Origin of the sequence: Microbacterium sp. CFBP9023 (assembly GCF_034045055.1) — a bacterium.
GTDB lineage: Bacteria > Actinomycetota > Actinomycetes > Actinomycetales > Microbacteriaceae > Microbacterium.
In genome coordinates this window covers 708,403-731,098 of sequence record NZ_JAXCWI010000001.1, presented here as the reverse complement: position 1 = coordinate 731,098, position 22,696 = coordinate 708,403, and the positions used below count along the sequence as shown (strand labels likewise).

25 protein-coding genes and 1 other RNA gene are annotated in these 22,696 nt (G+C 67.9%); 21 read left to right on the top strand and 5 right to left on the bottom strand.

What is annotated here, in order from left to right; all coding sequences use genetic code 11:
- Window position 1: 1 nt before the first annotated feature.
- The 13 genes from SOM10_RS03550 (at window position 2) to SOM10_RS03490 (ending at window position 10,846) form a co-directional block, all read left to right on the top strand.
- Window positions 2–433: a flagellar biosynthetic protein FliO gene (locus SOM10_RS03550; protein WP_320488425.1), complete on the top strand. Its 432-nt coding sequence runs from the start codon at window positions 2–4 to the stop codon at window positions 431–433.
- A 128-nt stretch (window positions 434–561) separates the two neighbouring features.
- Window positions 562–1,410 carry a flagellar type III secretion system pore protein FliP gene (gene fliP / locus SOM10_RS03545; protein WP_232224443.1) on the top strand — a complete coding sequence of 283 codons (849 nt, stop codon included), beginning with the start codon at window positions 562–564 and terminating at the stop codon, window positions 1,408–1,410.
- Complete coding sequence (fliQ, locus tag SOM10_RS03540) at window positions 1,407–1,682, top strand: flagellar biosynthesis protein FliQ (protein WP_042541106.1); 276 nt, start codon at window positions 1,407–1,409, stop codon at window positions 1,680–1,682. Before fliP ends, fliQ begins: the two co-directional genes overlap by 4 nt.
- Window positions 1,682–2,443 (top strand): flagellar biosynthetic protein FliR, encoded by a 762-nt coding sequence (locus SOM10_RS03535; protein ID WP_042541108.1) that lies wholly within the window; start codon window positions 1,682–1,684, stop codon window positions 2,441–2,443. Before fliQ ends, SOM10_RS03535 begins: the two co-directional genes overlap by 1 nt.
- Entirely contained in the window at window positions 2,440–3,543 is a 1,104-nt protein-coding gene (locus SOM10_RS03530; protein WP_320488421.1) for an EscU/YscU/HrcU family type III secretion system export apparatus switch protein, read from the top strand. Before SOM10_RS03535 ends, SOM10_RS03530 begins: the two co-directional genes overlap by 4 nt.
- 52 nt (window positions 3,544–3,595) lie before the next feature.
- On the top strand, window positions 3,596–5,662 hold the full coding sequence (locus SOM10_RS03525) for a flagellar biosynthesis protein FlhA (protein ID WP_053096325.1): 2,067 nt from the start codon (window positions 3,596–3,598) through the stop codon (window positions 5,660–5,662).
- Window positions 5,663–5,751: 89 nt separating this feature from the next.
- Window positions 5,752–6,000 (top strand): carbon storage regulator CsrA, encoded by a 249-nt coding sequence (gene csrA / locus SOM10_RS03520; RefSeq protein ID WP_053096324.1) that lies wholly within the window; start codon window positions 5,752–5,754, stop codon window positions 5,998–6,000.
- 141 nt (window positions 6,001–6,141) lie between these two features.
- On the top strand, window positions 6,142–6,603 hold the full coding sequence (gene flgN, locus SOM10_RS03515) for a flagellar export chaperone FlgN (protein WP_222839304.1): 462 nt from the start codon (window positions 6,142–6,144) through the stop codon (window positions 6,601–6,603).
- Window positions 6,604–6,610: 7 nt separating this feature from the next.
- On the top strand, window positions 6,611–8,017 hold the full coding sequence (flgK, locus tag SOM10_RS03510; RefSeq protein WP_285365416.1) for a flagellar hook-associated protein FlgK: 1,407 nt from the start codon (window positions 6,611–6,613) through the stop codon (window positions 8,015–8,017).
- 16 nt (window positions 8,018–8,033) lie between these two features.
- Entirely contained in the window at window positions 8,034–8,921 is an 888-nt protein-coding gene (gene flgL, locus SOM10_RS03505) for a flagellar hook-associated protein FlgL (RefSeq protein ID WP_072591334.1), read from the top strand.
- Window positions 8,918–9,316 carry a flagellar assembly protein FliW gene (locus SOM10_RS03500; RefSeq protein ID WP_320488418.1) on the top strand — a complete coding sequence of 133 codons (399 nt, stop codon included), beginning with the start codon at window positions 8,918–8,920 and terminating at the stop codon, window positions 9,314–9,316. The genes flgL and SOM10_RS03500 overlap by 4 nt, the downstream gene beginning before the upstream one ends.
- A gap of 241 nt (window positions 9,317–9,557) precedes the next feature.
- The gene (locus SOM10_RS03495) at window positions 9,558–9,872 is read left to right on the top strand and encodes an HU family DNA-binding protein (RefSeq protein ID WP_053096320.1); all 315 of its coding nucleotides are present in this window, start codon (window positions 9,558–9,560) and stop codon (window positions 9,870–9,872) included.
- A gap of 170 nt (window positions 9,873–10,042) precedes the next feature.
- Window positions 10,043–10,846: a sigma-70 family RNA polymerase sigma factor gene (locus tag SOM10_RS03490; RefSeq protein WP_320488415.1), complete on the top strand. Its 804-nt coding sequence runs from the start codon at window positions 10,043–10,045 to the stop codon at window positions 10,844–10,846.
- 33 nt (window positions 10,847–10,879) lie between these two features.
- On the opposite strand, the gene SOM10_RS03485 is transcribed toward SOM10_RS03490, so the two are convergent.
- Window positions 10,880–11,968 (bottom strand): AAA family ATPase, encoded by a 1,089-nt coding sequence (locus tag SOM10_RS03485; protein WP_320488414.1) that lies wholly within the window; start codon window positions 11,966–11,968, stop codon window positions 10,880–10,882.
- Between the two features lie 131 nt (window positions 11,969–12,099).
- On the opposite strand from SOM10_RS03485, the gene SOM10_RS03480 reads away from it, so the two are divergent.
- Entirely contained in the window at window positions 12,100–12,474 is a 375-nt protein-coding gene (locus SOM10_RS03480) for a hypothetical protein (protein WP_320488412.1), read from the top strand.
- Window positions 12,475–12,503: 29 nt separating this feature from the next.
- Here SOM10_RS03480 and SOM10_RS03475 read toward each other — a convergent pair whose 3' ends face one another.
- Complete coding sequence (locus SOM10_RS03475; protein ID WP_320488411.1) at window positions 12,504–13,337, bottom strand: zinc-ribbon domain-containing protein; 834 nt, start codon at window positions 13,335–13,337, stop codon at window positions 12,504–12,506.
- Window positions 13,338–13,438: 101 nt separating this feature from the next.
- On the opposite strand from SOM10_RS03475, the gene SOM10_RS03470 reads away from it, so the two are divergent.
- On the top strand, window positions 13,439–14,329 hold the full coding sequence (locus SOM10_RS03470; RefSeq protein ID WP_053096309.1) for a TIGR01777 family oxidoreductase: 891 nt from the start codon (window positions 13,439–13,441) through the stop codon (window positions 14,327–14,329).
- Between the two features lie 27 nt (window positions 14,330–14,356).
- On the opposite strand, the gene SOM10_RS03465 is transcribed toward SOM10_RS03470, so the two are convergent.
- On the bottom strand, window positions 14,357–15,121 hold the full coding sequence (locus SOM10_RS03465; RefSeq protein WP_053096307.1) for an SDR family oxidoreductase: 765 nt from the start codon (window positions 15,119–15,121) through the stop codon (window positions 14,357–14,359).
- 100 nt (window positions 15,122–15,221) lie between these two features.
- Here SOM10_RS03465 and SOM10_RS03460 point away from each other — a divergent pair, with 100 nt between their 5' ends.
- Window positions 15,222–16,058, top strand: a complete 837-nt coding sequence (locus tag SOM10_RS03460; protein WP_053096305.1) for a helix-turn-helix transcriptional regulator — start codon at window positions 15,222–15,224, stop codon at window positions 16,056–16,058.
- Window positions 16,059–16,132: 74 nt separating this feature from the next.
- Here the strand turns inward: SOM10_RS03460 and SOM10_RS03455 are convergent, their stop codons facing one another.
- Window positions 16,133–16,972 carry an aldo/keto reductase gene (locus SOM10_RS03455; protein ID WP_320488409.1) on the bottom strand — a complete coding sequence of 280 codons (840 nt, stop codon included), beginning with the start codon at window positions 16,970–16,972 and terminating at the stop codon, window positions 16,133–16,135.
- Window positions 16,973–16,994: 22 nt separating this feature from the next.
- On the opposite strand from SOM10_RS03455, the gene SOM10_RS03450 reads away from it, so the two are divergent.
- The 5 genes from SOM10_RS03450 (at window position 16,995) to SOM10_RS03430 (ending at window position 20,879) form a co-directional block, all read left to right on the top strand.
- Window positions 16,995–17,417, top strand: a complete 423-nt coding sequence (locus SOM10_RS03450) for a YchJ family protein (protein ID WP_053096300.1) — start codon at window positions 16,995–16,997, stop codon at window positions 17,415–17,417.
- 34 nt (window positions 17,418–17,451) lie between these two features.
- Entirely contained in the window at window positions 17,452–18,183 is a 732-nt protein-coding gene (locus SOM10_RS03445; protein ID WP_053096298.1) for a zinc ribbon domain-containing protein, read from the top strand.
- Window positions 18,184–18,208: 25 nt separating this feature from the next.
- Complete coding sequence (locus SOM10_RS03440) at window positions 18,209–19,906, top strand: bifunctional 3'-5' exonuclease/DNA polymerase (protein ID WP_320488408.1); 1,698 nt, start codon at window positions 18,209–18,211, stop codon at window positions 19,904–19,906.
- 30 nt (window positions 19,907–19,936) lie between these two features.
- An RNA gene (gene rnpB / locus SOM10_RS03435) (RNase P RNA component class A) lies at window positions 19,937–20,293 on the top strand.
- 61 nt (window positions 20,294–20,354) lie between these two features.
- Entirely contained in the window at window positions 20,355–20,879 is a 525-nt protein-coding gene (locus tag SOM10_RS03430) for a hypothetical protein (protein WP_320488407.1), read from the top strand.
- A 196-nt stretch (window positions 20,880–21,075) separates the two neighbouring features.
- Here SOM10_RS03430 and SOM10_RS03425 read toward each other — a convergent pair whose 3' ends face one another.
- Complete coding sequence (locus SOM10_RS03425; RefSeq protein WP_320488406.1) at window positions 21,076–22,563, bottom strand: amino acid permease; 1,488 nt, start codon at window positions 22,561–22,563, stop codon at window positions 21,076–21,078.
- Window positions 22,564–22,696: the final 133 nt, after the last annotated feature.

Here is a 22,696-nt window from a genome sequence, read left to right as displayed (position 1 = left end):
CGTGGACGACATCCTCGTCGCACTCCGTGCGATCGTCGCGCTGGGAGCGGTGCTCGGGCTGCTGCTCTTCCTCAGCCGCCGCCTGCAGAAGTCGCAGGCGAAGGGCGTGAGTCCGCTGGCAGGGCTGATGCCGAAGAAGCTCGCCAAGCTGACCGAGCTCGTGCCGACGCGGCCCGCCGCGGCGCCGCGTGCGCGCCCGGAGAAGATCACCGTGGTGGCGAGGTCGGGCATCGGCGGCAAGGCACAGCTCGTCGTGGCGGAGTTCGGCGGCATCCGCTACGTGCTCGGCGTGACGGAGCACGGGATCAACGTCGTCGACACCCAGGAGGCTCCTCCTCTCGAGCAGGAGGAGGACGTCTCCTCGGACGTACGATCCGCCTCCGTCGAGATGCCCGATGACATCGTCGACCGCGCGCTGCGCTCGGTCGCCTGATACGCGGTCAGCGCATCGGTCGACGCGGTTACGTGCACCTCGTGATGTCGCGATAGTCGACTGCGAGCACGGATCGCTCGACCCCCTGGCTACGGATCGGCCACGCCACCCATCTTCGGAGTGCCGCCGTGCCCGCATCCGCCGCAGTCGCCGCGCCGCCGTCTGCGCGCGCACCGCGTCTGCCTCGCCGCGTGTGGGTGCTGCTCGCCGCGGTGCTCGTCGTCGTGACGGCACTCGTGCTGCTGCAGGCCACAGGGGCGCACGCAGCGGCGATGCACGTCCCGACTCAGGTCGGTGACGGCGAGGGCGACGGCGTGACGATCAACGGCATCAACGGGGCGCCGTCCGACAGCATCATGACGTTGCTGGGCATCACCGTGCTCAGCGTCGCTCCGGCGCTGCTGCTGATGATGTCGAGCTTCACCAAGATCTTCGTCGTGCTGGCCCTCACCCGGAACGCGCTCTCGCTGCCGTCGATCCCGCCGAACCAGGTGCTGGCCGGTCTCAGCCTGTTCCTGACGCTGTTCATCATGTGGCCGGTGCTCACCGACATCAACACCGTCGCCGTCGCGCCGTTCACCGACGGCCAGATCGACTTCGGCAGGGCGTTCGAGCTCGCCCAGGAGCCCCTGCGGCAGTGGATGCTCTCGTACACGCGCGAAGAGGACATCGCGCTGATGCATCGCGCAGCGCAGATGGAGAACCCCACCGACGCCGCGAGCATCCCGCTGCAGACGCTCGTCCCGGCCTTCATGATCAGCGAACTGCGCGCGGCGTTCCTGATCGGGTTCATCATCTTCGTGCCGTTCCTCGTCATCGACCTGGTGGTCGCGAGCGCACTCATGTCGATGGGCATGATGATGCTGCCGCCCGTCATGATCTCGTTGCCGTTCAAGATCCTCCTGTTCCTGCTCATCGACGGATGGGGCATGGTCATCACCGCGCTCGTCCAGTCCTACAACGGGGGTGGCGGGTGAACCCCGAAGCGGTCATCGACATCGGTCAGGCGGCGCTCATCGTCGGTGCGAAGCTCTGCGCGCCCCTGCTCATCACCGCCCTGGTGGTGGGCTTCGCGATCTCGCTGCTGCAGTCCATCACCCAGGTGCAGGAGATGACGATCTCGTTCGTGCCGAAGCTCGTCGCCGTCGGCATCGCGCTCCTCGTCACGGGGCACTGGATGATCGCCGAGATGATCGCGTTCACGAACGAGATGTTCGCGCGGATACCGTCGCTGCTGAACGGCGGCTGATGAACATCCCGATCGATTTCACCTGGCTGGAGGCGACCTCGCTCGCCTGCGTGCGGATCACGGCATTCCTGGTCCTCGCCCCGCCGTTCAGCCACGGCACGATCCCGATGCGGATCCGCGCGATGCTCGGCGTCGGTCTCGCTCTCGCCGTGTCGCCGGTCGTGACCGCTGGATATGAGCGCCTCGACACCGGGGCCTTCATGCTCGCACTGGCAGGGCAGGCCCTCACGGGGGCGCTCCTCGGCTTCCTCGTGATGGTGCTCTTCAGCGCGATCCAGGGCGCCGGCCACCTCGTCGACACCTTCGGCGGGTTCCAGCTGGCTCAGGCCTTCGATCCCGGCATGGCGATCAACGGCGCACAGTTCACCCGACTGTTCCAGATGACCGCGATCATGCTGCTGTTCGCCTCCGACGGATACCAGCTCGTGCTCGGCGGTCTGTTCCGATCGTTCGACGCGGTGCCGGTCACCGGCATGATCGATCTCGCCAAGCCCGCCGAGGCGCTCGTCGGCGCTGCGGGACAGATGATGCTCAGCGCGGTGCAGATCGCGGGACCGCTGCTCATCGTGCTCTTCCTCGCCGACGTCGGACTCGGTCTGGTCAGCCGCGTCGCACCCGCCCTGAACGCCTTCGCGATGGGCTTCCCGATCAAGATCGGTCTCACCCTCCTGCTCGTCGGATTCGTCTACGCGGCGCTCCCGAGCGTGGTCGCCGTGATCGCCGAGGAGGCTGCGCGACTGCTCCTGGGGGTGACCCGATGAGCGAGACCGACACCGGCGAACGCACCGAGAAGGCGACCGAGCGTCGCCTGAAGGAAGCGCGGAAGAAGGGCCAGATCGGCCGCAGCCAGGACTTCACGGCCTGGGTCTGCATCGCCGCCGCGGCCGTCATGATGGTGCCGACGATCGCCTCGGGCACGCAGGTGGTCACCGAGCTCTTCCTCGCCGTGACGCCCGTCGCGATGAACCCCACCGACGGCGCCGCCATGGATGTGCTGAGCTCGGCCATCACCTCGCTCGGGGGCATCCTGCTTCCGATGCTGGTGGTGGTGCTGCTCGCCACCACGGCCACCGCGGTCGCGCAGGGCGGCATCCACCTGCGCGGCGTGACCATGCGCACCGAGCAGTTCAACATCGTGTCGGGCGTCAAGCGCGTCTTCGGCCGGCAGGCGCTCTGGGAGGGCGCCAAGGCGCTGCTGAAGACCGTGGCCATCGGGCTCGCACTGTGGATCGTCGTCTCGGGTCTCGTCCCGGTACTGATGGCCAGCGGCAGCCACAACATCACCTGGCTGCTCGAGCAGGCGGCCGGGGGAGCGGTCGCGCTGCTGCAGGTCGCCGTGGCGGTGGGCATCCTGCTCGCAGCGATCGACGTGGCGGTGGTCATGCGGCGCAACCGCAAGCACACGCACATGACGAAGAACGAAGCCAAGGACGAGCACAAGAAGACCGAGGGCGACCCGCTCGTGCGCTCCCAGCGCCGCTCGCGGCAGCTCGCCATGAGCCGCAACAGGATGATCGCCGCGGTGGGCGACAGCGACGTCGTGCTCGTGAACCCCACGCACGTGGCGGTGGCGCTGCGCTACGAGCCGGGCAAGTCGGCGCCACGGGTCGTGGCGAAGGGCGCGGGGATCGTCGCGCAGAAGATCCGCGAGAAGGCGGAGGAGAACGGCGTGTCGATGATCAGGGACATCCCCCTCGCACGCGCGCTGCACTCGGCCTGCGAGATCGGGCGGGAGATCCCCGAAGAGCTCTACACCGCGGTCGCCCAGGTGCTCGCCTTCATCGAGCACCTCAAACGTCGAGGCTCGGCCAGGGGAACGCACACGATGCCCTTCGCCAGCACCAGGGACCGCGGCCTGTGAGTCCGGCCGCGAGCACATCAGAACGAGCAGAGAGAATCAGAAGGCGAGACGCATGATCGGTCAGCTGTTGTCCAAGGGGGCTGTTCCCGTCGGTGTGGTGGGGATCATCCTCCTGCTCATCGTGCCCATCCCGACCGGTCTGCTCGACGTGCTCATCGTCCTGAACATCTCGTTCGCGCTGCTGATCCTCCTGACCGCGATGTTCGTGAAGAAGCCTTTGGACTTCTCGGTGTTCCCGAGTCTGCTGCTCGTCGCGACCCTCTTCCGGCTCGGCCTCAACGTCGCGTCGACCCGCCTCGTGCTCAGCGAGGCCCACGCGGGTCAGGTGATCCAGGCGTTCGGTCAGATCACCATCAGCGGCTCACTCGTGATCGGTGCCGTGATCTTCCTCATCCTCACCGTCATCCAGTTCGTCGTGGTCACCAAGGGTGCCGAGCGCGTCGCCGAGGTGGGCGCGCGCTTCACGCTCGACGCCATGCCGGGCAAGCAGATGGCGATCGACGCCGACCTGAACGCCGGTCTGATCACGGATGACGAGGCGCGCAGGCGACGCGCAGAGGTCGCCGCGGAGGCGGACTTCTACGGTGCGATGGACGGTGCGTCGAAGTTCGTCAAGGGAGATGCGATCGCGGGCATCGTGATCGTGGTCATCAACTTCGTCGGCGGCATCATCATCGGCATGGTGCAGCACGGCATGGACGTGGGCGAGGCGCTCGAGACGTACAGCATCCTCACCATCGGCGACGGGCTGGTGACCCAGATCCCCGCACTGCTCATGGCGGTGTCGACCGGCATGATCGTCACGCGTGAGAACGCGGAGGCCGAGATGGGTCAGGCCGCCGGCCGTCAGCTCATGCAGTCCCGCAACGCCCTGGTGATCACCGGACTCGCCGCCATCGCCATGGGGTTCATCCCCGGGATGCCGCTCGTGATCTTCCTGGCGATCGGTGCAGTCCTGCTGTTCGCGGCATCCCGCGTGAAGGCGAACGAGGACCGCGATGCCGCACGTGAGGCGGATGCCCTGCAGCAGGAGGCCGTCGAGGCCGGCACCGAGGGCCCGGAGGACCTCATGGACCGGATGCGCGTGCACGCCCTCGAGATCTCGCTGTCTCCCGACATCGTCGATCTCGCCTCAGGGGGAGCGGGAGATCTGCTCACCCGGGTGAAGTCCCTCCGCCGCAAGCTCGCCCTCGACATCGGCATCCTCATGCCGCCGGTGCGCACGCGGGACAACATCGAGCTGCCCGCGCAGACGTACTCGATCCTCATCGCCGGGGTCGAGGCCGGACGCGGGTCGGTTCCTCGGGGCCACGTTCTCGCGATCGGCACGGGACTCGAGCAGCTTCCGGGCACGGCCGTGGTCGACCCGGTGTTCGGTCTCGAGGGCAAGTGGGTCCCCGCCGAGATGTCGCACGCCGCCGACATGGCCGGCGCGACGGTGATCGATCGGGCGAGCGTCATCATCACCCACCTCTCCGACATCGTGCAGAGCCAGGCCGACCGCCTGCTCTCCCTCGAAGACGTCCGCCAGCTGACCGAGCACTTGAAGCAGTCCAGCCCCGCGACGGTCGAGGAACTCACCCCGGCCGTGCTGTCGCTCGCCGCGATCCAGCGCGTGCTGGCGGGGCTCCTCTCCGAGCGTGTGCCGATCAACGACCTGGCGCGTATCTACGAGGCGCTCGCACTCCGAGGCAAGACGTCGACGGAGACGGCGGGTCTCATCGACGCGGCCAGGGCGGCGCTCGGGCCGGCGATCGCCTCGCGCTTCGCCGAGGACGGACGCATCCGGGTCGTCATGTTCGAGCCGATCCTCGAGCAGCAGATGCTCGAGGGCATGCGCGTCGTCGACGGTCACCCGCAGATCGTGCTGACGCCGGAGGCGACGATGCAGGTGCTCGAGAACGTGCGTCGCACGGTCGCCGAACTCGACCAGGTCGGTCCGGAGCCCGTTCTCGTCTGCGCGCCGTCACTGCGACAGGCGGTGCGTCGGATGGTGTCATCGCAGGTCAGCGGCCTTCCGGTGCTCTCCTACGACGAGGCTGCGGCGGGCGGTCTCGCGACCGACGTGGTCGGTGTCGTCCGCATGACGCAGTCGGCTCTTCCCAGCGGCGCGTTGTAGCGTTCGATTCTGCTCATTTATGAGTTGAGTGCGATACGTTTGTGAGCAGAGGGCGCACCGGCGCTCACGCCATGGAAGGCAGACGACGCATGCTGGTACTGACGAGACGCGCCAACGAGAGCATCGTGATCGGCGACGACATCACCGTCACGATCCTCGCCGTGACGCCGAGCGGTGTCCGTGTCGGCATCGACGCCCCTCGCGACAAGCGCATCAACCGCGCCGAGATCGTCATCGCCGTGAGCGATGCGAATCAGGAGGCCGTGCAGACCTCCTCCGACGACTCCGCCGAATCGCTCATTCTCGGCGCCCTGGGCAGAACCACCCCTGCTCCATGATCGGACGCTCGGAGTGTCATCTCCGGGACTCCGAGTTACTGCGTCGAGCGTTGTCGCGATAGTCGTTCATGTGACGGGCGATCCCGTCATGGAAACCGCGACATGACGAGGTGACGAATCGTGGCCGCTCACGACCTGAGCATGCAACTGATGCGAGAGCGCGATCTGCTGGAGGTGCTGCTGTTCAAGCTCGACGAGCAGCAGATGCTGCTCGCGACCGGACGCAACCGGTGGATCCACCATGCGGCGAACGAGATCGAGCGGGTCCTCGCGGCCATGCCGACCGTCGCACTGTCGCGCGACACGCTGGTCATCGCGGTGGCTGACGAGTGGGGCGTGCCCGAGGCGACGACGCTCCGCGATCTGATCGAGGCTGCGCCGACCGACGCGTGGCGCGAGATCCTGTCGGGGCATCTCGAGGCCATGACCACTCTGGCCGACGAGATCGGCGACATGAAGAAGGTCAACGAGCAGCGTCTGCGCACGGCGATCCGGGTGACGCAGGAGACGATCGCCGGCCTCGGGGTGCCGACCGGCGAATACGACACGCACGGCGACGTCGTCCGCGGCGCGGACGCCCGACTTCTCGACACCAGGGTCTGAGGTAACCATGTCTTCCTTCGCAGGGCTCCGCCTCGCAGAATCCGCGCTCTCGGCCGCACGCGCGGGGATGACCGTCACGGGTCAGAACATCGCCAACCAGACGACTCCGGGCTACACGCGCCAGCGGGTGGAGCAGACCTCGCTCTCGGCGCCGGGGCAGACGGGGCTCTGGCCATCCGGCATCGCCATCGGCGGGGGAGTGGGCGTGACCGGGATCGCGAGGCTCGGCGACGACATCCTCGATGCCCGTGTGCGCGACGCGCTGTCGACCTCCGGCTTCTGGTCGGCTCGTGCGACGGCAGCGAGCCGCGCAGAGGACGTGCTGGCCGAACCCACGAAGGACGGTCTCGCCGCGAACCTCAACAGGTTCTGGTCGGGCTGGTCCGACCTCGCCAACACGCCGGATCCGGCAGCGGCGCAGGTCGTGCTCTCGAATGCCGACGTGCTCATCGGACAGATCGCGGAGGGCTACCAGACCATTGCGGGGCAGTGGAACGACCTGCGCAGTCAGGTCGACGGTCAGCTCGCCGACGTCAACGCCGCTGCGAGCCAGGTGGCCACTCTCAACGGACAGATCAGGGAGGCGCTGCAATCGGGGCGCAACGCCAACGAGCTCATGGACCAGCGCAGCGTCCTCGCCCAGCAGCTCTCGTCGGCCGTCGGTGCGAAGGGCATCGTCGAGCCGGACGGCACACTGACTCTTCGCGTCGACGGCAATGCGCTCGTGTCGGGCGACAGCAGCCGAGCGCTCGTCGCGAGCGGACCGCGTGACATCGCGGACGCAGGTCGGATCACCGTCTCATGGGCGGATCGACCGAACCTCGCGGTGCCGATCACGGGTGGCGTCGTCGGCGGCACGATCAGCGCTCTGGCCCCCGCGTCCGACGGGGGGACGCTCGCCGGTGTCGCGGCCGCCTACAACGAGACGGCGACCGCGCTCGCGACCGCCGTGAACGACGTGCACCGCACCGGCGTCACCTCGTCGGGAGCGGCCGGAGGCGACTTCTTCGCGCTCGACGGTTCGGGTCCGGCGGCGCTGGGACTCCGTGTCGTCCCGACGGGACTCGATCAGCTGGCACTGGCAGCGCCGGGTGCGGGCGCGAAGGACACCACCATCGCCGACCGCATCAGTGCGCTCGGGACATCTGCGACGGGGCCCAGCAAGACGTGGTCGACGTTCGTCACCGGCTTCGCAGTCGCCGTCGCCGGGGACCTGCAACGCGCGGACATCGCCGATATGGGCGCGGTCGCGGCGGTCACCGCGCAGCAGTCGAACGCCTCGGTGGACGGCGACGAGGAGACGATCAACCTCCTGACCTACCAGACCGCATACCAGGCGGCGGCTCGCGTTCTGACGGCCGTCGATGAGGCACTGGATCTGTTGATCAACCGCACCGGCCTCGTCGGCCGCTGACTCTGGGGAGAGTGAAATGATCGGTCGAATCACGACCAGCACCATGACGCAGCAGTCGCTGCGCACACTGCAGACCAACCTCGCGGATCGCGCACGGCTGCAGGATCAGGCCGCGTCGCAGCGCGCCTTCCGCTCGCCGAGCGACGATCCGGCCGCCGCGGCCACGGCGCTCGGTGTGCACGGTGATCAGGCGCGCGTCGCTCAGTTCGCCCGCAACCTCAGCGACGGGATGGCGTGGGTGACCACGGTCGACACCGCTCTCGGCGCGAGCGCCGATCTGCTCAACCGCGCGCGTGATCTCACCGCACAGGGAGCGAACTCGGGCGCGCTGAGCCCGACCGCTCGCGAGTCGATCGCCCAGGAGCTCGAGTCGATCAGCGCAGAGCTGCTCGCCAAGGCGAACACGAGGGTGCTCGGCCGCAGCGTCTTCGCGGGAACGAGCGATGCGGGAGCCGCGTTCGATCCCACCACCTTCAGCTTCAACGGCGGCGCGGGCGACGGCGTGCATCGCCGCATCAGCGAGAACGAGACCGTGCGCGTGGACTTCGACGGCGCTCAGGCGTTCGGCGAAGGGGCCGACAGCGCCTTCGCCCTGCTGAACGACATCGCGGCGGAACTGCGCAGCGGTGCCGAGGTCGGCTCGCGTCTCGGCGACATCGATGCGCGGCTGAAGGACGTCACCGCGGCTCGCGGATCCACGGGCGCTCGTCAGGTGCAGATCGAGCGGGCGTCGGCGCAGAATCTCTCCTCGTCGATCGACCTCGAAGCGCGCCGTGCCGAGGTCGAGAACGTCGACAGTCTCGAGGTGCTCGTGCACCTGCAGTCGGCCGAGCTCGTGTTCCAATCCGCCCTGCAGGTGACGGCCCGCTCGCTGCAGACCAATCTGATGGAGTTCCTGCGATGAGCGCACCCACTGACCGGACGACGGCGACGCTCGACGTCGAGTTCGCTTCGCCGATGCCCGGACTCGCTCCGCACACCTCTTTCACCCTCGAGCAGATCGACGGAGCGGAGGGCCTGCACGCGCTGCGCGCGACGGATGCCGACGTCCGCCTGTTCCTGCTCGACCCGCGATCCGGGGACTACGGCTACGAGCCGAGCATCCCCGCGGACGTGCGGTCCGAGATCGGCGCCGCCGACGAGTCGGAGATCCGGGTGTTCGTCGTGGCGAACCCGTCTGCCGACGGCGTGTACATCAACCTGCGTGCGCCGATCCTGATCCACACCGGATCCGGCCGTGCCGCACAGGCGATCCTCGAGGATCAGCGCTACCCGATCCGCGCCCTGCTGAGTGCCTGAGCAGGGCGTGACGTTCGACGGCTCTTTCGACATGGTGGGCTCCCGGCACGGGGAGAATTCCGAGATTCACCGCATATACCAAGGAAGAGCATCTATCCTCTAAGAGCACAGGCTGGGGTACTGGCGGGATCCCGGCGTCGTCGCAGGAGATCGGGACCTGGGGCACGTCATGGATGCGGTTGGTAGGGGTACAGCGCACGACGCTCGGTGACGAGCGACATTCCATGGGACGGAAGACGACATGAGCACATCAAGGACGCTCGAGACGAATCGGGTGAGCAAGCGGGAGTTCGTGCAGAGATTCGCACGACGCGGTGGCATCTCGGTTCAGGCCGCACAGACGGCGTACAACGCGATGATCGACGAGCTCCTCGACCTCGTGGGCCGCGGGAACACGGTCACACTCACCAACTTCGGCAAGTTCTATCCGCAGACGCACAAGGGGCACCGGGTGCAGTTCGCGAAGGACGACGGAGACGCCGAAGTCAACGACTACACCGTGCTGAAGTTCTCCGCGACGCGCGAGGTGAACCGCCGCGTCAAGGTGAACGATTAGTCATCGTTATCTGAACGTAAACGAGAATCCCCGGAGGTTTTTGCCTCCGGGGATATTTCTTGCCCGTCGCACCCCTAGTCTGTAGTCAGATGTAGTTCTGGCCACTGGGGAGAGGCCGCGCTGTGAGTCGCTGGGGAGGGCTTGCACTTACAGTGAAAGAGGCGAATCCGATGCCTATGCGTGCCCGCAACCAGCTCGTGGTCGATCACCTGCACATCGTCGGTGCGGCGACGGCATATGTGGCGTCTCGACTCACGCATGTCTCCCGTGACGACCTCGCCTCTGCCGGTGCGTTCGCGCTGGTCCGCGCCGCCGAGAAGTTCGACGCGACCCTCGGCGTGCCCTTCGGCGCGTTCGCTCGAGGACGCGTCAACTGGGCGCTGAAAGACGAGCTGCGGTCGATGGACTGGGCGCCTCGAGATGTTCGGGTGCGAGCCAAGCAGACGACGAAGGTCCGACAGACACTCACGGCCGCCCTCGGTCGCACGCCCACTGTGGCGGAGATCGCGGCAGCCATGGGCGTCGACACCGCCGTCGCGCGCGAAGGGCTCGCCGACGCCGAGCGTCTGCTGACGAGTCTCGATGCGCCGGACGCGCCGGAGATCGTGTGGACCGGCTACCTGCCCGAGGAGCTCGCGATCGCCTCCGAGCGCGACGAGTTCCTGCGGCGCGCCGTCGACGCGCTGCCGGAGCGCAAGCGGGCGATCATCACGGCGATCTATTTCGAGGACCGCACGGTCAAGGATCTCGCGGAGCAGCTCGGCGTCTCCCACGCCGCCGTCTCGCAGCAGCGTGCGGAAGCGGTGCGCATGCTGCGAAATGCGCTGGATCGGCACTACGCCGACACCCCTCAGCGTGAGGCAGTACCGGCAGCGCGGTCCTCCGCGTCGGCGCTGGACGCGTACTTCGAGCGCCTCGCGGCCGGCGGTCAGCGGTTCACGCGCGCGATACTGTCGCACGCGGTCGGCGTCTGATCCGTCGCGCGCACGCGCGTGGCCGCAGGGCCGTCAGAGACCGAAGCCGTAGCTGGGCTGACCCACCAGGATGAGACTGACCGTCGTCGGGTAGACCTCGGGCTCTTCATCCTCATCGTCGAGCAGCTCGAGCTTGTGGATCGGCACGAAGATGCCGCCGTCCGGCTCGAAGATCAGATCCTTCGGCACGAACGAGGCGAAGATCGACCGTGTCGCGTGGCGCAGCTCGAACGTGCGACCGACGTCGCCGCGCTCGAAGAGGTTCATCTCGACCTCATCCGACCACACCTTGCCGTCGGGGAAGCGAGCCTCGATGCGATAGGTGCTCGGTTCGACCGCCTTGATGTTGAGATCCTCCACGACGTCCGCGAACAGTGCGTCCGGCTGCTCGAGTTCGAAGGCGATGGCGCGGAGGTGGTCGTAGTTGAGGCGAGCGCGACGCGAGAACAGCGCGACGTTCTCGATCTCGTCCGGGTCCGCGTGGGGGGCCTGATCGATGAGGTACTGGCGCACCTCGTCGGGACCGGGGTACTCGAATCGCATGTGGTAGTGGAACCGGCCGGGGCGGTTGACGATGTACGTGCTGACGTCGCTGATGTCGTTCACCGTGAGGCAGTAGATGCGCTTCGCGGACGAGAGGCCGTCGAACAGGGACAGGAACTGGTTCTGTCGATTGCCTCCCTCTGCGCCCCCGCGGCGGCCAGCGGGGAAGATCTTCTCGAACTCGTCGAAGATGATCAGACACTCGTCGAGGGTGTCCAGGAACTCCACGATGCCGTCGTTGTCCTCTGAGACGATCACGACGGGCAGGCACTGCTCGAGGGCCTCCTCGGCGACCATGCGAAGGAACAGCGTCTTGCCGATCCCCTTGTCGCCGGAGAGCATCACGCCCAGGCTGCGGTCCGAGAGGGCGTAGGACCGGAAGATCTTGTCGACCTTCCTGTCTCGGCCGCCGTAGACGCGCTCGGTGCCGACGGTGAGGTCGTCGATCTTGATCAGGCTGAAGCCCTCTTTCGAGGTGAAGTGCACCCGATAGGTGCCGAGAGGGAACTCATGATGCGTGCGGACGGCGTCGTCGTAGACGCGGACGTGTCCGCCCGTCTCGATGTAGGTGCTGGTCAAGATCCTTCTCCTTCGCTCCCCGTGTTGATATATCGGTTGAGATCGGACTGCCGTAAGGCGTTCGGCGAGATATTTTCGCAGTACTCTGAGCGGACAGCGGGCGTGGGGACGCCCGGGTCAGGGGAACCGCTATGGGGACGAACGCAGGCGAGCAGCCGATCGCGGGGTCGATCGTCATCGTGGTCGAGGCCGCGCCGCAGGGGCTGCTGCAGTACACGCTGGATCCTGACGAACGTCAGCCCGAATGGCAGGTGATCCTCATCGCCCACGACGATGCCGTGATGGGCGCCGCGACGACACCGGAGCAGACGGCGGAGCTGCTGGTGCGCGGCAGCGTCGAGTGCATCAGGCAGAGCATCCCGAGCCTCGAGGTCGGCGGACTCACCATGCGGCCGGAGCTCGGGCCGAACGACAACGCCCAGGTCGTCGCCGCCGGCGAGGCCATCTTCCTGCAGTCCGAGTGGGATGCGGTCGTGAAGCAGGCGGGCGATCTCCCCGAGGTCTGACTGCGAGCGTGCCGCTCCCGACGGCACCGTCAGTCCGGCGTCAGGAACGCATCGACGATCAGCGCCCCGCGGATCTCGCGAAGCTCGTCGATGATGCGATCGATTCCCCGCGCGGTCACCGAAGGCATCTGCAGATCGTGGGGTCCCAGTGGTTCGAGCCGTCCGGTGCGAACCCGGATGACCTCCCAGCCGGCGGAGCGCAGCGCGCGATCCTTGCGGAGATCGGTCTGCTCGCGGGTGCCGACATGCTCGAGTCCGTGGCGCCCGACCGTGTCGTACTCGATCGCGACACGGAGCTCCGGCAGCAGGATGTCCGGCCACACCTCGGTATGGCGGAAGAACGGGCGAGAGACTTTGACCGCGTTGACACCGGTCGTGACGGAGATGCGGGCGGCGAGCATCGCGCGGAGTCTGGCCTCGGCGGCGGATGCCGGTGCCGGGGCGCAGACGCTGGAGAAGGCTTCGCCGGAGGGGAGATCGGGCGTCTTGCTGCAGAGGGTGAGCGGGCGTTTCGGCCGCCGGGGTATCGCGCGGGCTTCGCCCAGCACGACCGGCTGGGGCCTGGCGAGCGTCGAGCATTCCGGGCACCACGCCGACTGGCGGCGCACCCGACCGGGGCGTTCGCGCTGCTCAGCGGGGGTGGCGGCGAAACGATGGCCCACTCGGCATTCCCAGCACAACAGCACATCGGCCGCCAACGGCACCTGCGAGAGTGCGATGCCGTGATTGAGTTCGGGGTGGTACTGGCGGATCAGTTCGGGGTAGGCGGCCCACTGCGAACGATAGGTGCCGATCTCGTAGGGCACCTCCCGTCCTCGCGAGAACTGGCGTCTCGCCCACCACGACTGCACGGGTTCGGTCACGTCGGGCAACCTACCGGGCACTCCGGACATCGCCAGGAGGGGCTGGACGTGACAGACTCGCGGAGAGCAATGAGTCCGATGAACGGACAGAGGGAGTCGTCATGCCGCAGCGGATCGTGATCAGTGGCGCATCGGGCCTGATCGGCACGGCGCTCGCCTCGTCGCTGCGGTCGGACGGTGTGGAGGTGACGACCCTCGTGCGTCGCCCTCCGCGTGATCCGTCTGAGGTGCAGTGGATGCCGGGGGAGCGCGAGCTCGACCCCGATGTGCTGGCGGGCGCTGTCGCCGTGGTCGCGCTGGGTGGTGCGAGCGTCGGGCGTCTGCCTTGGACGCGACGGTATCGCCGCGAACTGGTCGAGTCCCGACTGACGGGCACCCGCACGCTCGCGACGGCGGTGCGCACCCTGCGAGACGATGCTCCGGCGTTCGTGTCGGCATCCGCTGTCGGCTACTACGGCTCGGCGCCGGGCGAGGTGCTGACCGAGGCGTCGCTCGCGGGCGACACGTTCCTGGCGCAGCTGTGCGTCCGATGGGAGCAGGAGGCGCTGCGCGCGGGGGAGCAGACGACGGTCGCGCTGCTGCGCACCGCTCCGATCATCCATCGCAAGGGTGTGCTGAAGCCGCTCATCCAGCTCACTCGCTTCGGGGTCGCCGGTCCGATCGGGCCCGGCACCCAGATCTGGCCATGGATCTCTCTCGACGATGAGGTGCGCGGCATCCGACACGTGATCGACCAGCGCCTCGAGGGGCCCGTCAACTTCACCGGGCCGACGCGTGCCTCGGCGAACGACATCGGTCGCGCCCTCGCGAAGAGGATGCGCCGACCGTTCTGGATCCCGGCTCCCGCCTGGGCTCTCCGGCTCGCGCTGAGTCGGTCGGCCGCCGATTCGCTGCTGCTCTCCGATGCGGACGTCAGACCCGGCGCGCTCGAAGGCTCGGGCTTCGAGTTTCGGCACACGACAGCCCAGCAGGCCGTCGACGCCGCGCTGTGATCGGGCGACGACGACTGCCGTGCAGGCTCAGTGCCCGTGCGGGTCGCGCCGATTGAGTGTCTCGACCACCTGCGCATAGTCTCCCCGTGCTTCGCCGTAGCGCAGGAACTTCACGTTCTCGACCTGGATCTCGGTCGCATCCGGCTGGGTCTCGATCAGGTCGACGACCTCGCTGACGAACTCGTCGAGCGGCATCGCGAACTCGCTGGTCTCCTGCCCCGGCATGAGCGAGGTGCGGACGGAGGGCGGTTCGAGCTCGAGCACGCTCACACTCGTGTCGGCGAGCTGCAGACGCAGAGATTCGCTGAGCATGTGGATGGCCGCTTTCGTCGCGTTGTATGTGGGTGTCACGCGGAGCGGCGCGAAGGCCAGACCGGACGACACGGTCATGATCGTCGCGTCCGGCATGGTGCGCAGGTGCTCGATGAAGGCCGCGATCAGCCGGATCGGACCCAGGAGGTTGGTGGTAACGGTGGCCTCGGCGTCGTCGAGGAACCCTTCGGGCGACGTCCAGTCCTCGACCCGCATGATCCCGGCCATCGGGATGACCACGTTGAGCGAGGGGTGGGCGGCCATGACCGTCTGCGCGGCCGCCCGGATGCTGTCGGCGTCCGTCGTGTCGATCCGGACGGTGTGGATGCCCGGGTTCGCCGCGGCGATCTCGTCGAGCAGTTCGGCGCGACGCCCGCCCACGATCACGCTGTTGCCCCGATCGCTGAGCCGCAGAGCGAGGGCGAGGCCGATACCGCTCGTGGCACCGGGGATGAAGATGGTGTTTCCGCTGATGTTCATACGTCCACTCTTCGTGCTCTCGCCCAGGCCCTCCAGAGATGGCGCATCCAGGGATCGGGCGTCCCTGGATGCGCGAGGCAGAGCACGAGATACTGCTGAGGTGGACAGAGAAGCACTGGCCGAGTTCCTCGTGCGTCGCAGGGAGCAGCTGAAGCCGTCCGACGTCGGCCTCGGTGCGGGGGCGCGTCGACGCACCCCCGGGCTTCGACGCGAGGAGGTCGCGCAGCTCGCCGCCATGTCGACCGACTACTACGCGCGGCTCGAGCAGCAGCGCGGGCCGCAGCCCAGCGTGCAGATCCTCGGCTCGCTCGCACGGGCGCTGCGTCTGACCCCCGACGAGCGTGACTACCTGCATCGGGTCTGCGGACACAGCGCACCGGACCGCACGATCTTCACCGACTACGTGCATCCGGGGATGCTCCGCGTGCTCGACCGGCTTCACGACACGCCCGCATTCGTCGTCTCCGCGCTCGACGAGGTGCTGATCCAGAATGACGCAGCACGCGCTCTGCTCGGCGACGCGAGCGGTCTGGAGGGGATCGAGCGCAGTGGGATCTACCGCTGGTTCGCGCACCCGGACGACGAGCGCCGGCGGTACCCGGAGGAGGATCATCCGCGTCACAGTCGTGTGCTCGTGGCCTCCCTCCGATCCGCCTATGGCGCCCTGGGCGAGCGGTCTCGCGCCGGCGAGATCGTCCGCGAGCTCGCGTCGCTCAGCCCGGAGTTCGCACAGCTGTGGGAGGTGCACGAGGTCAGGCGGCGCTTCGAGGACCACAAGGTCCTGATCCATCCCGAGATCGGTCCGATCGAAGTCGACTGCCAGGCGCTTTTCACCGAGGACGAATCCCAGGCGCTCATCGTCCTGACAGCGGCGCCGGGCAGCGACGCCGAGAGCAAGCTCGAGCTGCTCAGAGTGCTCGGGACGCAGCGCGTCTGAGAGCCGTGACGCGCCGTCGTCCGAGGCTCTACGACCGAGACGCCTCAGGACGCCTCAGGACGCCTCAGGACGCCTCAGGACTCCTCGTGCGATGCGGGATCCGCGTCGAACAGTCGCCCATCGGGGCGTCCGAGCGCCGTGATCGCCTCGACCTCCGCATCCGACAGCGCGATCGCTCCGGCCGCGAGGTTCGACACCTGATGCTCGAGCGACGACGCCTTCGGGATCGCGACGGTCTCGCGTGCCACATGCCAGGCGAGCACGGTCTGCGCGGGGGAGATCCCATGGGCGGCAGCCACCTCGCCGATCACCCTCTCCTCGATGAGTTGCTTCGCCCGACCGAGAGGACTCCACGCTTCGGTGAGGATGCCGTGCTCCCGGTGGTAGGCGAGCTGATCGGTCTGCGGGAAGTACGGGTGCACCTCGATCTGGTTCACGACGGGCCTCACCCCGGTCTCCCGCTCGATGCGCTCGAGGTGCTCCGGCAGGAAGTTCGAGACGCCGATCTGCCTCACGACGCCGCGCTGCTGAGCGTCGACAAGCGCCTCCCAGGCCTGCACGTACTCGTCCTGCTGCGGGTTCGGCCAGTGGATCAGATGCAGATCGATCGCGTCGACCCCGAGCCGCGACCGGCTCTCCTCGATGCTCGTCCGCGCCTTCGCGCGCGGGTGATGGCGTCCGGGCAGCTTGGTCGTGACGATGAGCTCTGCGGCGTCCACGTCGGATGCGCGCACGCCGCGACCGACTGACCCCTCGTTCTCGTAGTTGAAGGCCGAGTCGATCAGGCGGTATCCGGCCCCGATCGCCGTGGTGACCGCATCCGCACCCGCGTCGCCGTCGAGCGCGTATGTTCCGAGTCCGAGAGCCGGAAGAGCGAAGCCGTTGTGTGCCGTGAAGTGAGGAAGAGCCGTCATGGCGCCAGCGTACGCTGGAGCGATGAGCGTGGTGCAGAGGATGGCGTCGGATGACGGTGTCCCCGATAATGCCGAGCGGTGTCCCTGTGGCTCCGGAGATCTCTTCGGCGGATGCTGCGGCCCGCTGCTCGGCGGCGCCGCTGCGCCGACGGCCGAACGCCTGATGCGCTCCCGGTTCACGGCGTTCGCGATCGGGGATGCCGCGTACCTCCTGGCGTCCTGGCATCCGTCGACCCGTCCGACCGACCTCGACCTCGACCTCGACGTGGTGTGGCGGCGGCTCGTGATCATCGATCGGGTCGACGGCGGACCCTTCGACCGAGAGGGCGTGGTCGAGTTCGAGGCGTTCTGGCGGCAGGATGCCGAGCGCGGTTCGCTGCGTGAACGTAGCCGCTTCGTGCGGGAGGAGCGCAGTTGGCTGTACCTCGACGGACAGGTCGGGTGATGGACGGGGCTGGGCAGCGACTAGATTTGAGAGCGTGAACGCCAGCCCAGAACACCAGCGCATCCTGCTCGACGTCGCCGACCTGGACCGGCGCATCGCGCAAGCTGAGCGCGCGCGCACCAAGCCGCCGCAGGCCGCTCGCATCGCCGAGCTCGTCGCCATCCGTCAGGAGCAGCTCCGAGAGCTGACGACTCTGACGGGTGTGCGCGATGACGTTCGCACCGAGCTCACGCGTCTCGAAGCCGATGTGAAGCTCGTCGAACAGCGTCGCGCCCGTGACGCCGATCGACTGGCCACGGCGACGAACTCGAAGGAGGCGCAGGCTCTCGAGCACGAGATCGCCAGTCTCGCCAAGCGCCAGAGCGATCTCGAGGATATCGAGCTCGACGTCATGGGGCGCGTGGAGGACGCAGACGCGGCGGTCGCCGCTCAGCAGGCACTGCTCGGGACGACCACCGCGGAGGGCACCGCGCTCACCGCTCAGGCCAAGGCCGACGTCGCCACTGCGACCGATCTGATCGCGCAGCTGACTCGCGACCGTGAGGCGGTCACGGCGACCCTTCCGGCGCCGCTCCTCGCCGAGTACACGCGTCGCGCTGCGAACAGTGCCGGTGCGGCGCTGCTCACCCGCGGAACGTGCGAGGGATGTCGGATCCTGCTCCCCGGCACCGACCTGAACGACATCCGCAATGCGGCAGACGACCTCGTGGTGTCCTGCCCCGAGTGCGGGTGCATCCTGGTGCGCACCGAGGAATCCGGGCTGTGATCCGCGCGCCGCGAGCGCGACGGCGGTGAGCTCGCGGCTCCAGACCGAACGTCGGATCGCCCTGGTCAAGGGCGCGACCGGTGCATACATCGCCGTGGAGCTCGACTCGGACGATGTCGAGGTCGCGCGCACAGAGCTCTCTCCGACCGAGATGCCGGTGTGGGTGGCCGAGCAGGAACGCGTCGATCCGCCCCGGTGGGTGATCCGCAGCGCCCGGGAGATCTACCCCGTGCTGCTCGCCTCGGGTGTTCTTCTCGGCCGATCGCACGATCTGGTGCTCTGCCACGCGATCCTCCGCGACACCGACACCGTCGCTCGTCCGCTCGCACCGTCCGCATCGTGGGTGCGACGCGAACCCGTCGACGACGCACCGGCATTGTTCGAGGTCGCCGAGCACAGCGATTCGCACGACCCCGTGGCGGATGCGCTCGATCAGTACCGCGAGCAGCGCCGAGTCCTGCGCGACAGCAAGGACGGGCGGCTGACCCTGCTCACGTCGGCCGAGTCGGCGGGTGGCCTCATCGCGGAGGAGATGCGCGCTGCCGGTCTGCCGTGGAACGAGTCCGTGCACGACGGCATCCTCACCGAGATCCTGGGCACTCGACCGATCGCGGGTGGCCTTCCCAGCCGCATGGTGGCTCAGGGCGAGAGGGTGCGCTCGATCCTCAGCGACCCCACGCTCAACCTCGAGAGCCAGCCGAAGCTGCTGCGCGCTCTGCACCGCGTCGGCGTGCAGGTCGAGTCGACGAGCCGGTGGGAGCTCGCCCAGCACAGCCACGCCGTGGTCGAACCGCTCCTGGCCTATAAGAAGCTGTCTCGGCTGCTGAGCGCGAACGGGTGGGCCTGGCTCGCCGAGTGGGTGCACGACGGCCGGTTCCGACCGATCTACATCACGGGCGGCGTCGTGACGGGACGATGGGCATCGGCGGGTGGCGGCGCCCTCCAGCTGCCGCGCAATCTGCGCGCCGCCGTGCGCGCTGACGACGGATGGACGCTCGTCGTCGCGGATGTCGCGCAGCTCGAGCCGCGGATGCTGGCCGGCATGGCCGGTGACCGCGCGATGGCCCGGGCGGCCCAGGGCAAGGACCTCTATGAGGGAGTCGTCGAGTCCGGCGCGGTCGCCACGCGAGAGGAGGCCAAGTACGCCGTCCTCGGGGCGATGTACGGCGCGACCACCGGTGACAGCGGCAGGCTGGTCCCTCGACTGCGCAAGGTGTACCCGCGCGCGATGGCCCTCGTCGACCGCGCCGCCCGTTTCGGAGAGGACGGGGGAGTCGTCTCGACGTGGTTGGGGCGATCGTCTCCTCGCCCGTCGACGGAGTGGGAGGCGATGCAGGCTGCGGCTACGGGCGCGGATGCCGACCCTGCGGAGGTCGCCCTCGCCCGGCGTCGGGCCCGCGACTGGGGCCGCTTCACCCGCAACTTCGTAGTGCAGGGGACCGCGGCCGAGTGGTCGTTGATCTGGCTGGCGGAGATCAGGCATCGCCTGCAACTGCTCCCCGTCGCGGGGCGCGAAGCGCCGGCATCCGGGATCTTCGGCTCGCGCGCACACCTGGCCTTCTTCCTGCACGACGAGGTGATCCTGCATGTCCCCCAGGAGCAGGCGGATGCTGCGGCCGACGCGGTGCGCGAGGCCGCGGCTGTGGCCACCCGCCGCCTCTTCGGCAACTTCCCGATCGACGTGCCGCTCGATCTCCGCATCGCGGAGTCGGCGGAGAAGTAGCGCAGCCTGGTCGTAGACTGGAGCTGTGAATGGGTCGACTGGACGGCCGCGTGGCGGGCAACCGCACCGAGGAACGTCCGGGCTCCTCAGGGCAGGACGGTGGGTAACGCCCACCCGGAGCAATCCGCGAGAAAGTGCCACAGAGAGCAGACCGCCCCGCAAGGGGTAAGGGTGAAAGGGTGGTGTAAGAGACCACCGGGGGCCATGGTGACATGGCCCGCCAGGTAAACCTCGTCCGGAGCAAGGTCAGACAGAGGATGTTGACGCGGCTCGCCGAGTCCTCGGGTAGACCGCTAGAGTGCCACGGCAACGTGTCGCCGAGAGAGATGGCCGTCGAAGGGGCGACGAACCCCGGAACAGAACCCGGCGTACAGGTCGGCCCATTCGCACCCACCTCCTGAGCAGGGCCGCGCTGGCTTCCTGGCCGGATGCTCGATAGCGTTCGGGCATGTCGAACCGTCCTGCCGCCACGGCGCTCCTCGCGGCTCTGTCACTCGCAGCGCTCAGCGGGTGCACCGCCACGATGCCTGAGGTCGCAGCGACCACGGCAGCCGTTCAGCCCGCGGCTGTGCCGACGCCGAGCGACACGCCCGCGCCGACACCGACCCCACCCGCAGAGGCGAGTCGCTGCACGGTGCTGTCGATGATCTCGATCCCGGGATACAGCGAGGGAGACGAGGAACCCACCTTCTACGCGACATGGAACGGTGTCGCACCGGTGGACAACGGCGAGACCGACTTCGCTCGCGGCACGGTCACGCATACGTCAGACGGGCTCATCTCGACTTACACGGTCGCGGCGGGGGATGCGCCATCCGCCGTGAGGGAGCGGCTGTGCACGGACGTCTATGCGGCGATGACCTACAGCCGTCTGGGTTCGATGCTGTACCCCGGTGATGTGCTCACGCTGGGACCGGGAGCCATGGAGCCGCTCGTGACGGAGCCGTTCGTGACGGAGCCGCAGCGTCGGTGAGAGCGGGGAGCGTGGCGATCGCAGTTGCATTGCCGGGCAAGTCTTTTGCTTAGCTAGTTATCTTGATATGTTGTGCGCGTGACCGCGACTTCTGGGTCACCTGCCAGCAGGTCCCCAGCATGCTGGCGAGCGCCCCGCGAATTCCCCAGGTTCCCCGGGGCGCTCTTTTCTCTCGCTCACAGCATCGGCGTGGTCGTCACGCCAGACGGTCCTGCCCCGGCTGATCCTCCCTAGGCGTGGAATCTTCGAGCTTCCTGCGCGCGAGGTTACGTCGCACCAGCGGCCAGAACAGCACGAGCACGCCGGTGGCGACGAGGCTCGTCCAGACCTGGGTGCGACCCGCTTCGCTGAACATCATCACGACGATCACCGCGGCGATGCACGCGATCAGGAGCACGTTCAGCCAGGGGTGCAGCCACATCCTGAGTTTCAGGTTCGCCACCTCTTCCGGCGTCATCTTCTGGCGGAGTCGCCACTGTGTGACGGCGATGAAGACGTAGACGAACAGTGCGACCAGGCCCGCGGAGTTCATGATGAAGTCGAAGATGCCCGATCCCGGGGTGAAGAAGTTCACGAGCGTCGCGATCAGGCCGCCGCTGGTCGAGGCGAGCAGCGCCATCACCGGGACGCCGCTCTTCGACCGCTTCGCCACGATCTTCGGCGCGAAGCCCTGCTCGGCGAGGGCCGCGAACATGCGCGACGCCGAGTACAGGCCAGAGTTGAGCACCGAGATCACCGCCGTGAAGATGACGAGCTGCATGATGATGCTCGCGCCCGGGATGCCGAACTGCTCGAGGGCGTAGGTGAAGGGCGCGTTGGCGACGTCGGTCGGCACAGGCAGTTCGTTCCAGGGCACCACGGTGACGATGATGAGCACCGAGCCGACGAAGAACAGCAGGATGCGCCAGATGATCGTGCTCGTCGCCTGACGGATGCCCTTGGCGGGATCCTCCGATTCGGCGGAGGCCATGACGGCGATCTCGGTGCCGAAGTACGAGAAGATCACCAGGGCCACACCCGTGAACGCGACTCCGAAGCCGTTCGGGGCGAATCCGCCGTGTTCCCAGAGGTTGGAGATCGACACCTCCGAGTTCGGCCACAGGCCGAAGGCGAACAGCAGACCCGCGCCGAGGAAGACGACGATCGCGAGCACCTTGACGCTGGCGAGCCAGAACTCCACCTCGCCGAACGCGCGCACCGAGATGATGTTCGTGCCGACGAAGATGCCGATGAGGATCAGCGACCAGGCCCATGACGGCACGGCGGGGAACCAGCTCGCCATCGTCTCGCCGCCCAGCACCGCCTCATACGCGAGGACTCCGACCCAGAAGTACCAGTACAGCCATCCCACGAGGTAGGCGGCCCAGTTGCCGAGGCCCACTCGCGCATATTCCATGAACGAGCCGATCGCCGGGCGCGACGCCGCCATCTCGCCCAGCATGCGCATGGCGAGGAAGACGAGCAGGCCGCCGATGAGGTACGACAGCACGGCGGCCGGACCCACGGCGCGGATGACATTCCCGGATCCGACGAACAGGCTCGCTCCGATGATGCCGCCGAGGGTGATCATGGTGACGTGACGCGACCGCAGCTTCTTCGCCTGTGGTCTGTCGACGGGCACCATCCCGGCTGTCGTCTCCGGCGATACCGGCCGGTCCCATGATGATTCGGATGGTTCGTTCATCTCGACGCTGCCTTTCGTTGCCGTCCGGTCTCACCGTCGAGGCGCAGACGGGCGGGGTGCCATGGTGTCACGTCGCCGGGCCGCCGCGCGGGTGATCCGGTGAGACGCGCCGCAATCCCGGACGCGACGAAGG

What these genes read in the sequence shown, in the direction of transcription:
- csrA (WP_053096324.1), top strand. Translation starts at nt 5,752, where the DNA reads ATGCTGGTACTGACGAGACGCGCCAACGAGAGCATCGTGATCGGCGAC.
- SOM10_RS03455 (WP_320488409.1), bottom strand. Translation starts at nt 16,972, where the DNA reads ATGACGGCTCTTCCTCACTTCACGGCACACAACGGCTTCGCTCTTCCG.
- SOM10_RS03535 (WP_042541108.1), top strand. Translation starts at nt 1,682, where the DNA reads ATGAACATCCCGATCGATTTCACCTGGCTGGAGGCGACCTCGCTCGCC.
- SOM10_RS03480 (WP_320488412.1), top strand. Translation starts at nt 12,100, where the DNA reads ATGGGGACGAACGCAGGCGAGCAGCCGATCGCGGGGTCGATCGTCATC.
- flgL (WP_072591334.1), top strand. Translation starts at nt 8,034, where the DNA reads ATGATCGGTCGAATCACGACCAGCACCATGACGCAGCAGTCGCTGCGC.
- SOM10_RS03430 (WP_320488407.1), top strand. Translation starts at nt 20,355, where the DNA reads ATGTCGAACCGTCCTGCCGCCACGGCGCTCCTCGCGGCTCTGTCACTC.
- SOM10_RS03425 (WP_320488406.1), bottom strand. Translation starts at nt 22,563, where the DNA reads ATGAACGAACCATCCGAATCATCATGGGACCGGCCGGTATCGCCGGAG.
- SOM10_RS03495 (WP_053096320.1), top strand. Translation starts at nt 9,558, where the DNA reads ATGAGCACATCAAGGACGCTCGAGACGAATCGGGTGAGCAAGCGGGAG.
- SOM10_RS03490 (WP_320488415.1), top strand. Translation starts at nt 10,043, where the DNA reads ATGCCTATGCGTGCCCGCAACCAGCTCGTGGTCGATCACCTGCACATC.
- flgN (WP_222839304.1), top strand. Translation starts at nt 6,142, where the DNA reads ATGCAACTGATGCGAGAGCGCGATCTGCTGGAGGTGCTGCTGTTCAAG.
- SOM10_RS03500 (WP_320488418.1), top strand. Translation starts at nt 8,918, where the DNA reads ATGAGCGCACCCACTGACCGGACGACGGCGACGCTCGACGTCGAGTTC.
- SOM10_RS03525 (WP_053096325.1), top strand. Translation starts at nt 3,596, where the DNA reads ATGATCGGTCAGCTGTTGTCCAAGGGGGCTGTTCCCGTCGGTGTGGTG.
- SOM10_RS03470 (WP_053096309.1), top strand. Translation starts at nt 13,439, where the DNA reads ATGCCGCAGCGGATCGTGATCAGTGGCGCATCGGGCCTGATCGGCACG.
- SOM10_RS03450 (WP_053096300.1), top strand. Translation starts at nt 16,995, where the DNA reads ATGAGCGTGGTGCAGAGGATGGCGTCGGATGACGGTGTCCCCGATAAT.
- flgK (WP_285365416.1), top strand. Translation starts at nt 6,611, where the DNA reads ATGTCTTCCTTCGCAGGGCTCCGCCTCGCAGAATCCGCGCTCTCGGCC.
- SOM10_RS03530 (WP_320488421.1), top strand. Translation starts at nt 2,440, where the DNA reads ATGAGCGAGACCGACACCGGCGAACGCACCGAGAAGGCGACCGAGCGT.
- SOM10_RS03465 (WP_053096307.1), bottom strand. Translation starts at nt 15,121, where the DNA reads ATGAACATCAGCGGAAACACCATCTTCATCCCCGGTGCCACGAGCGGT.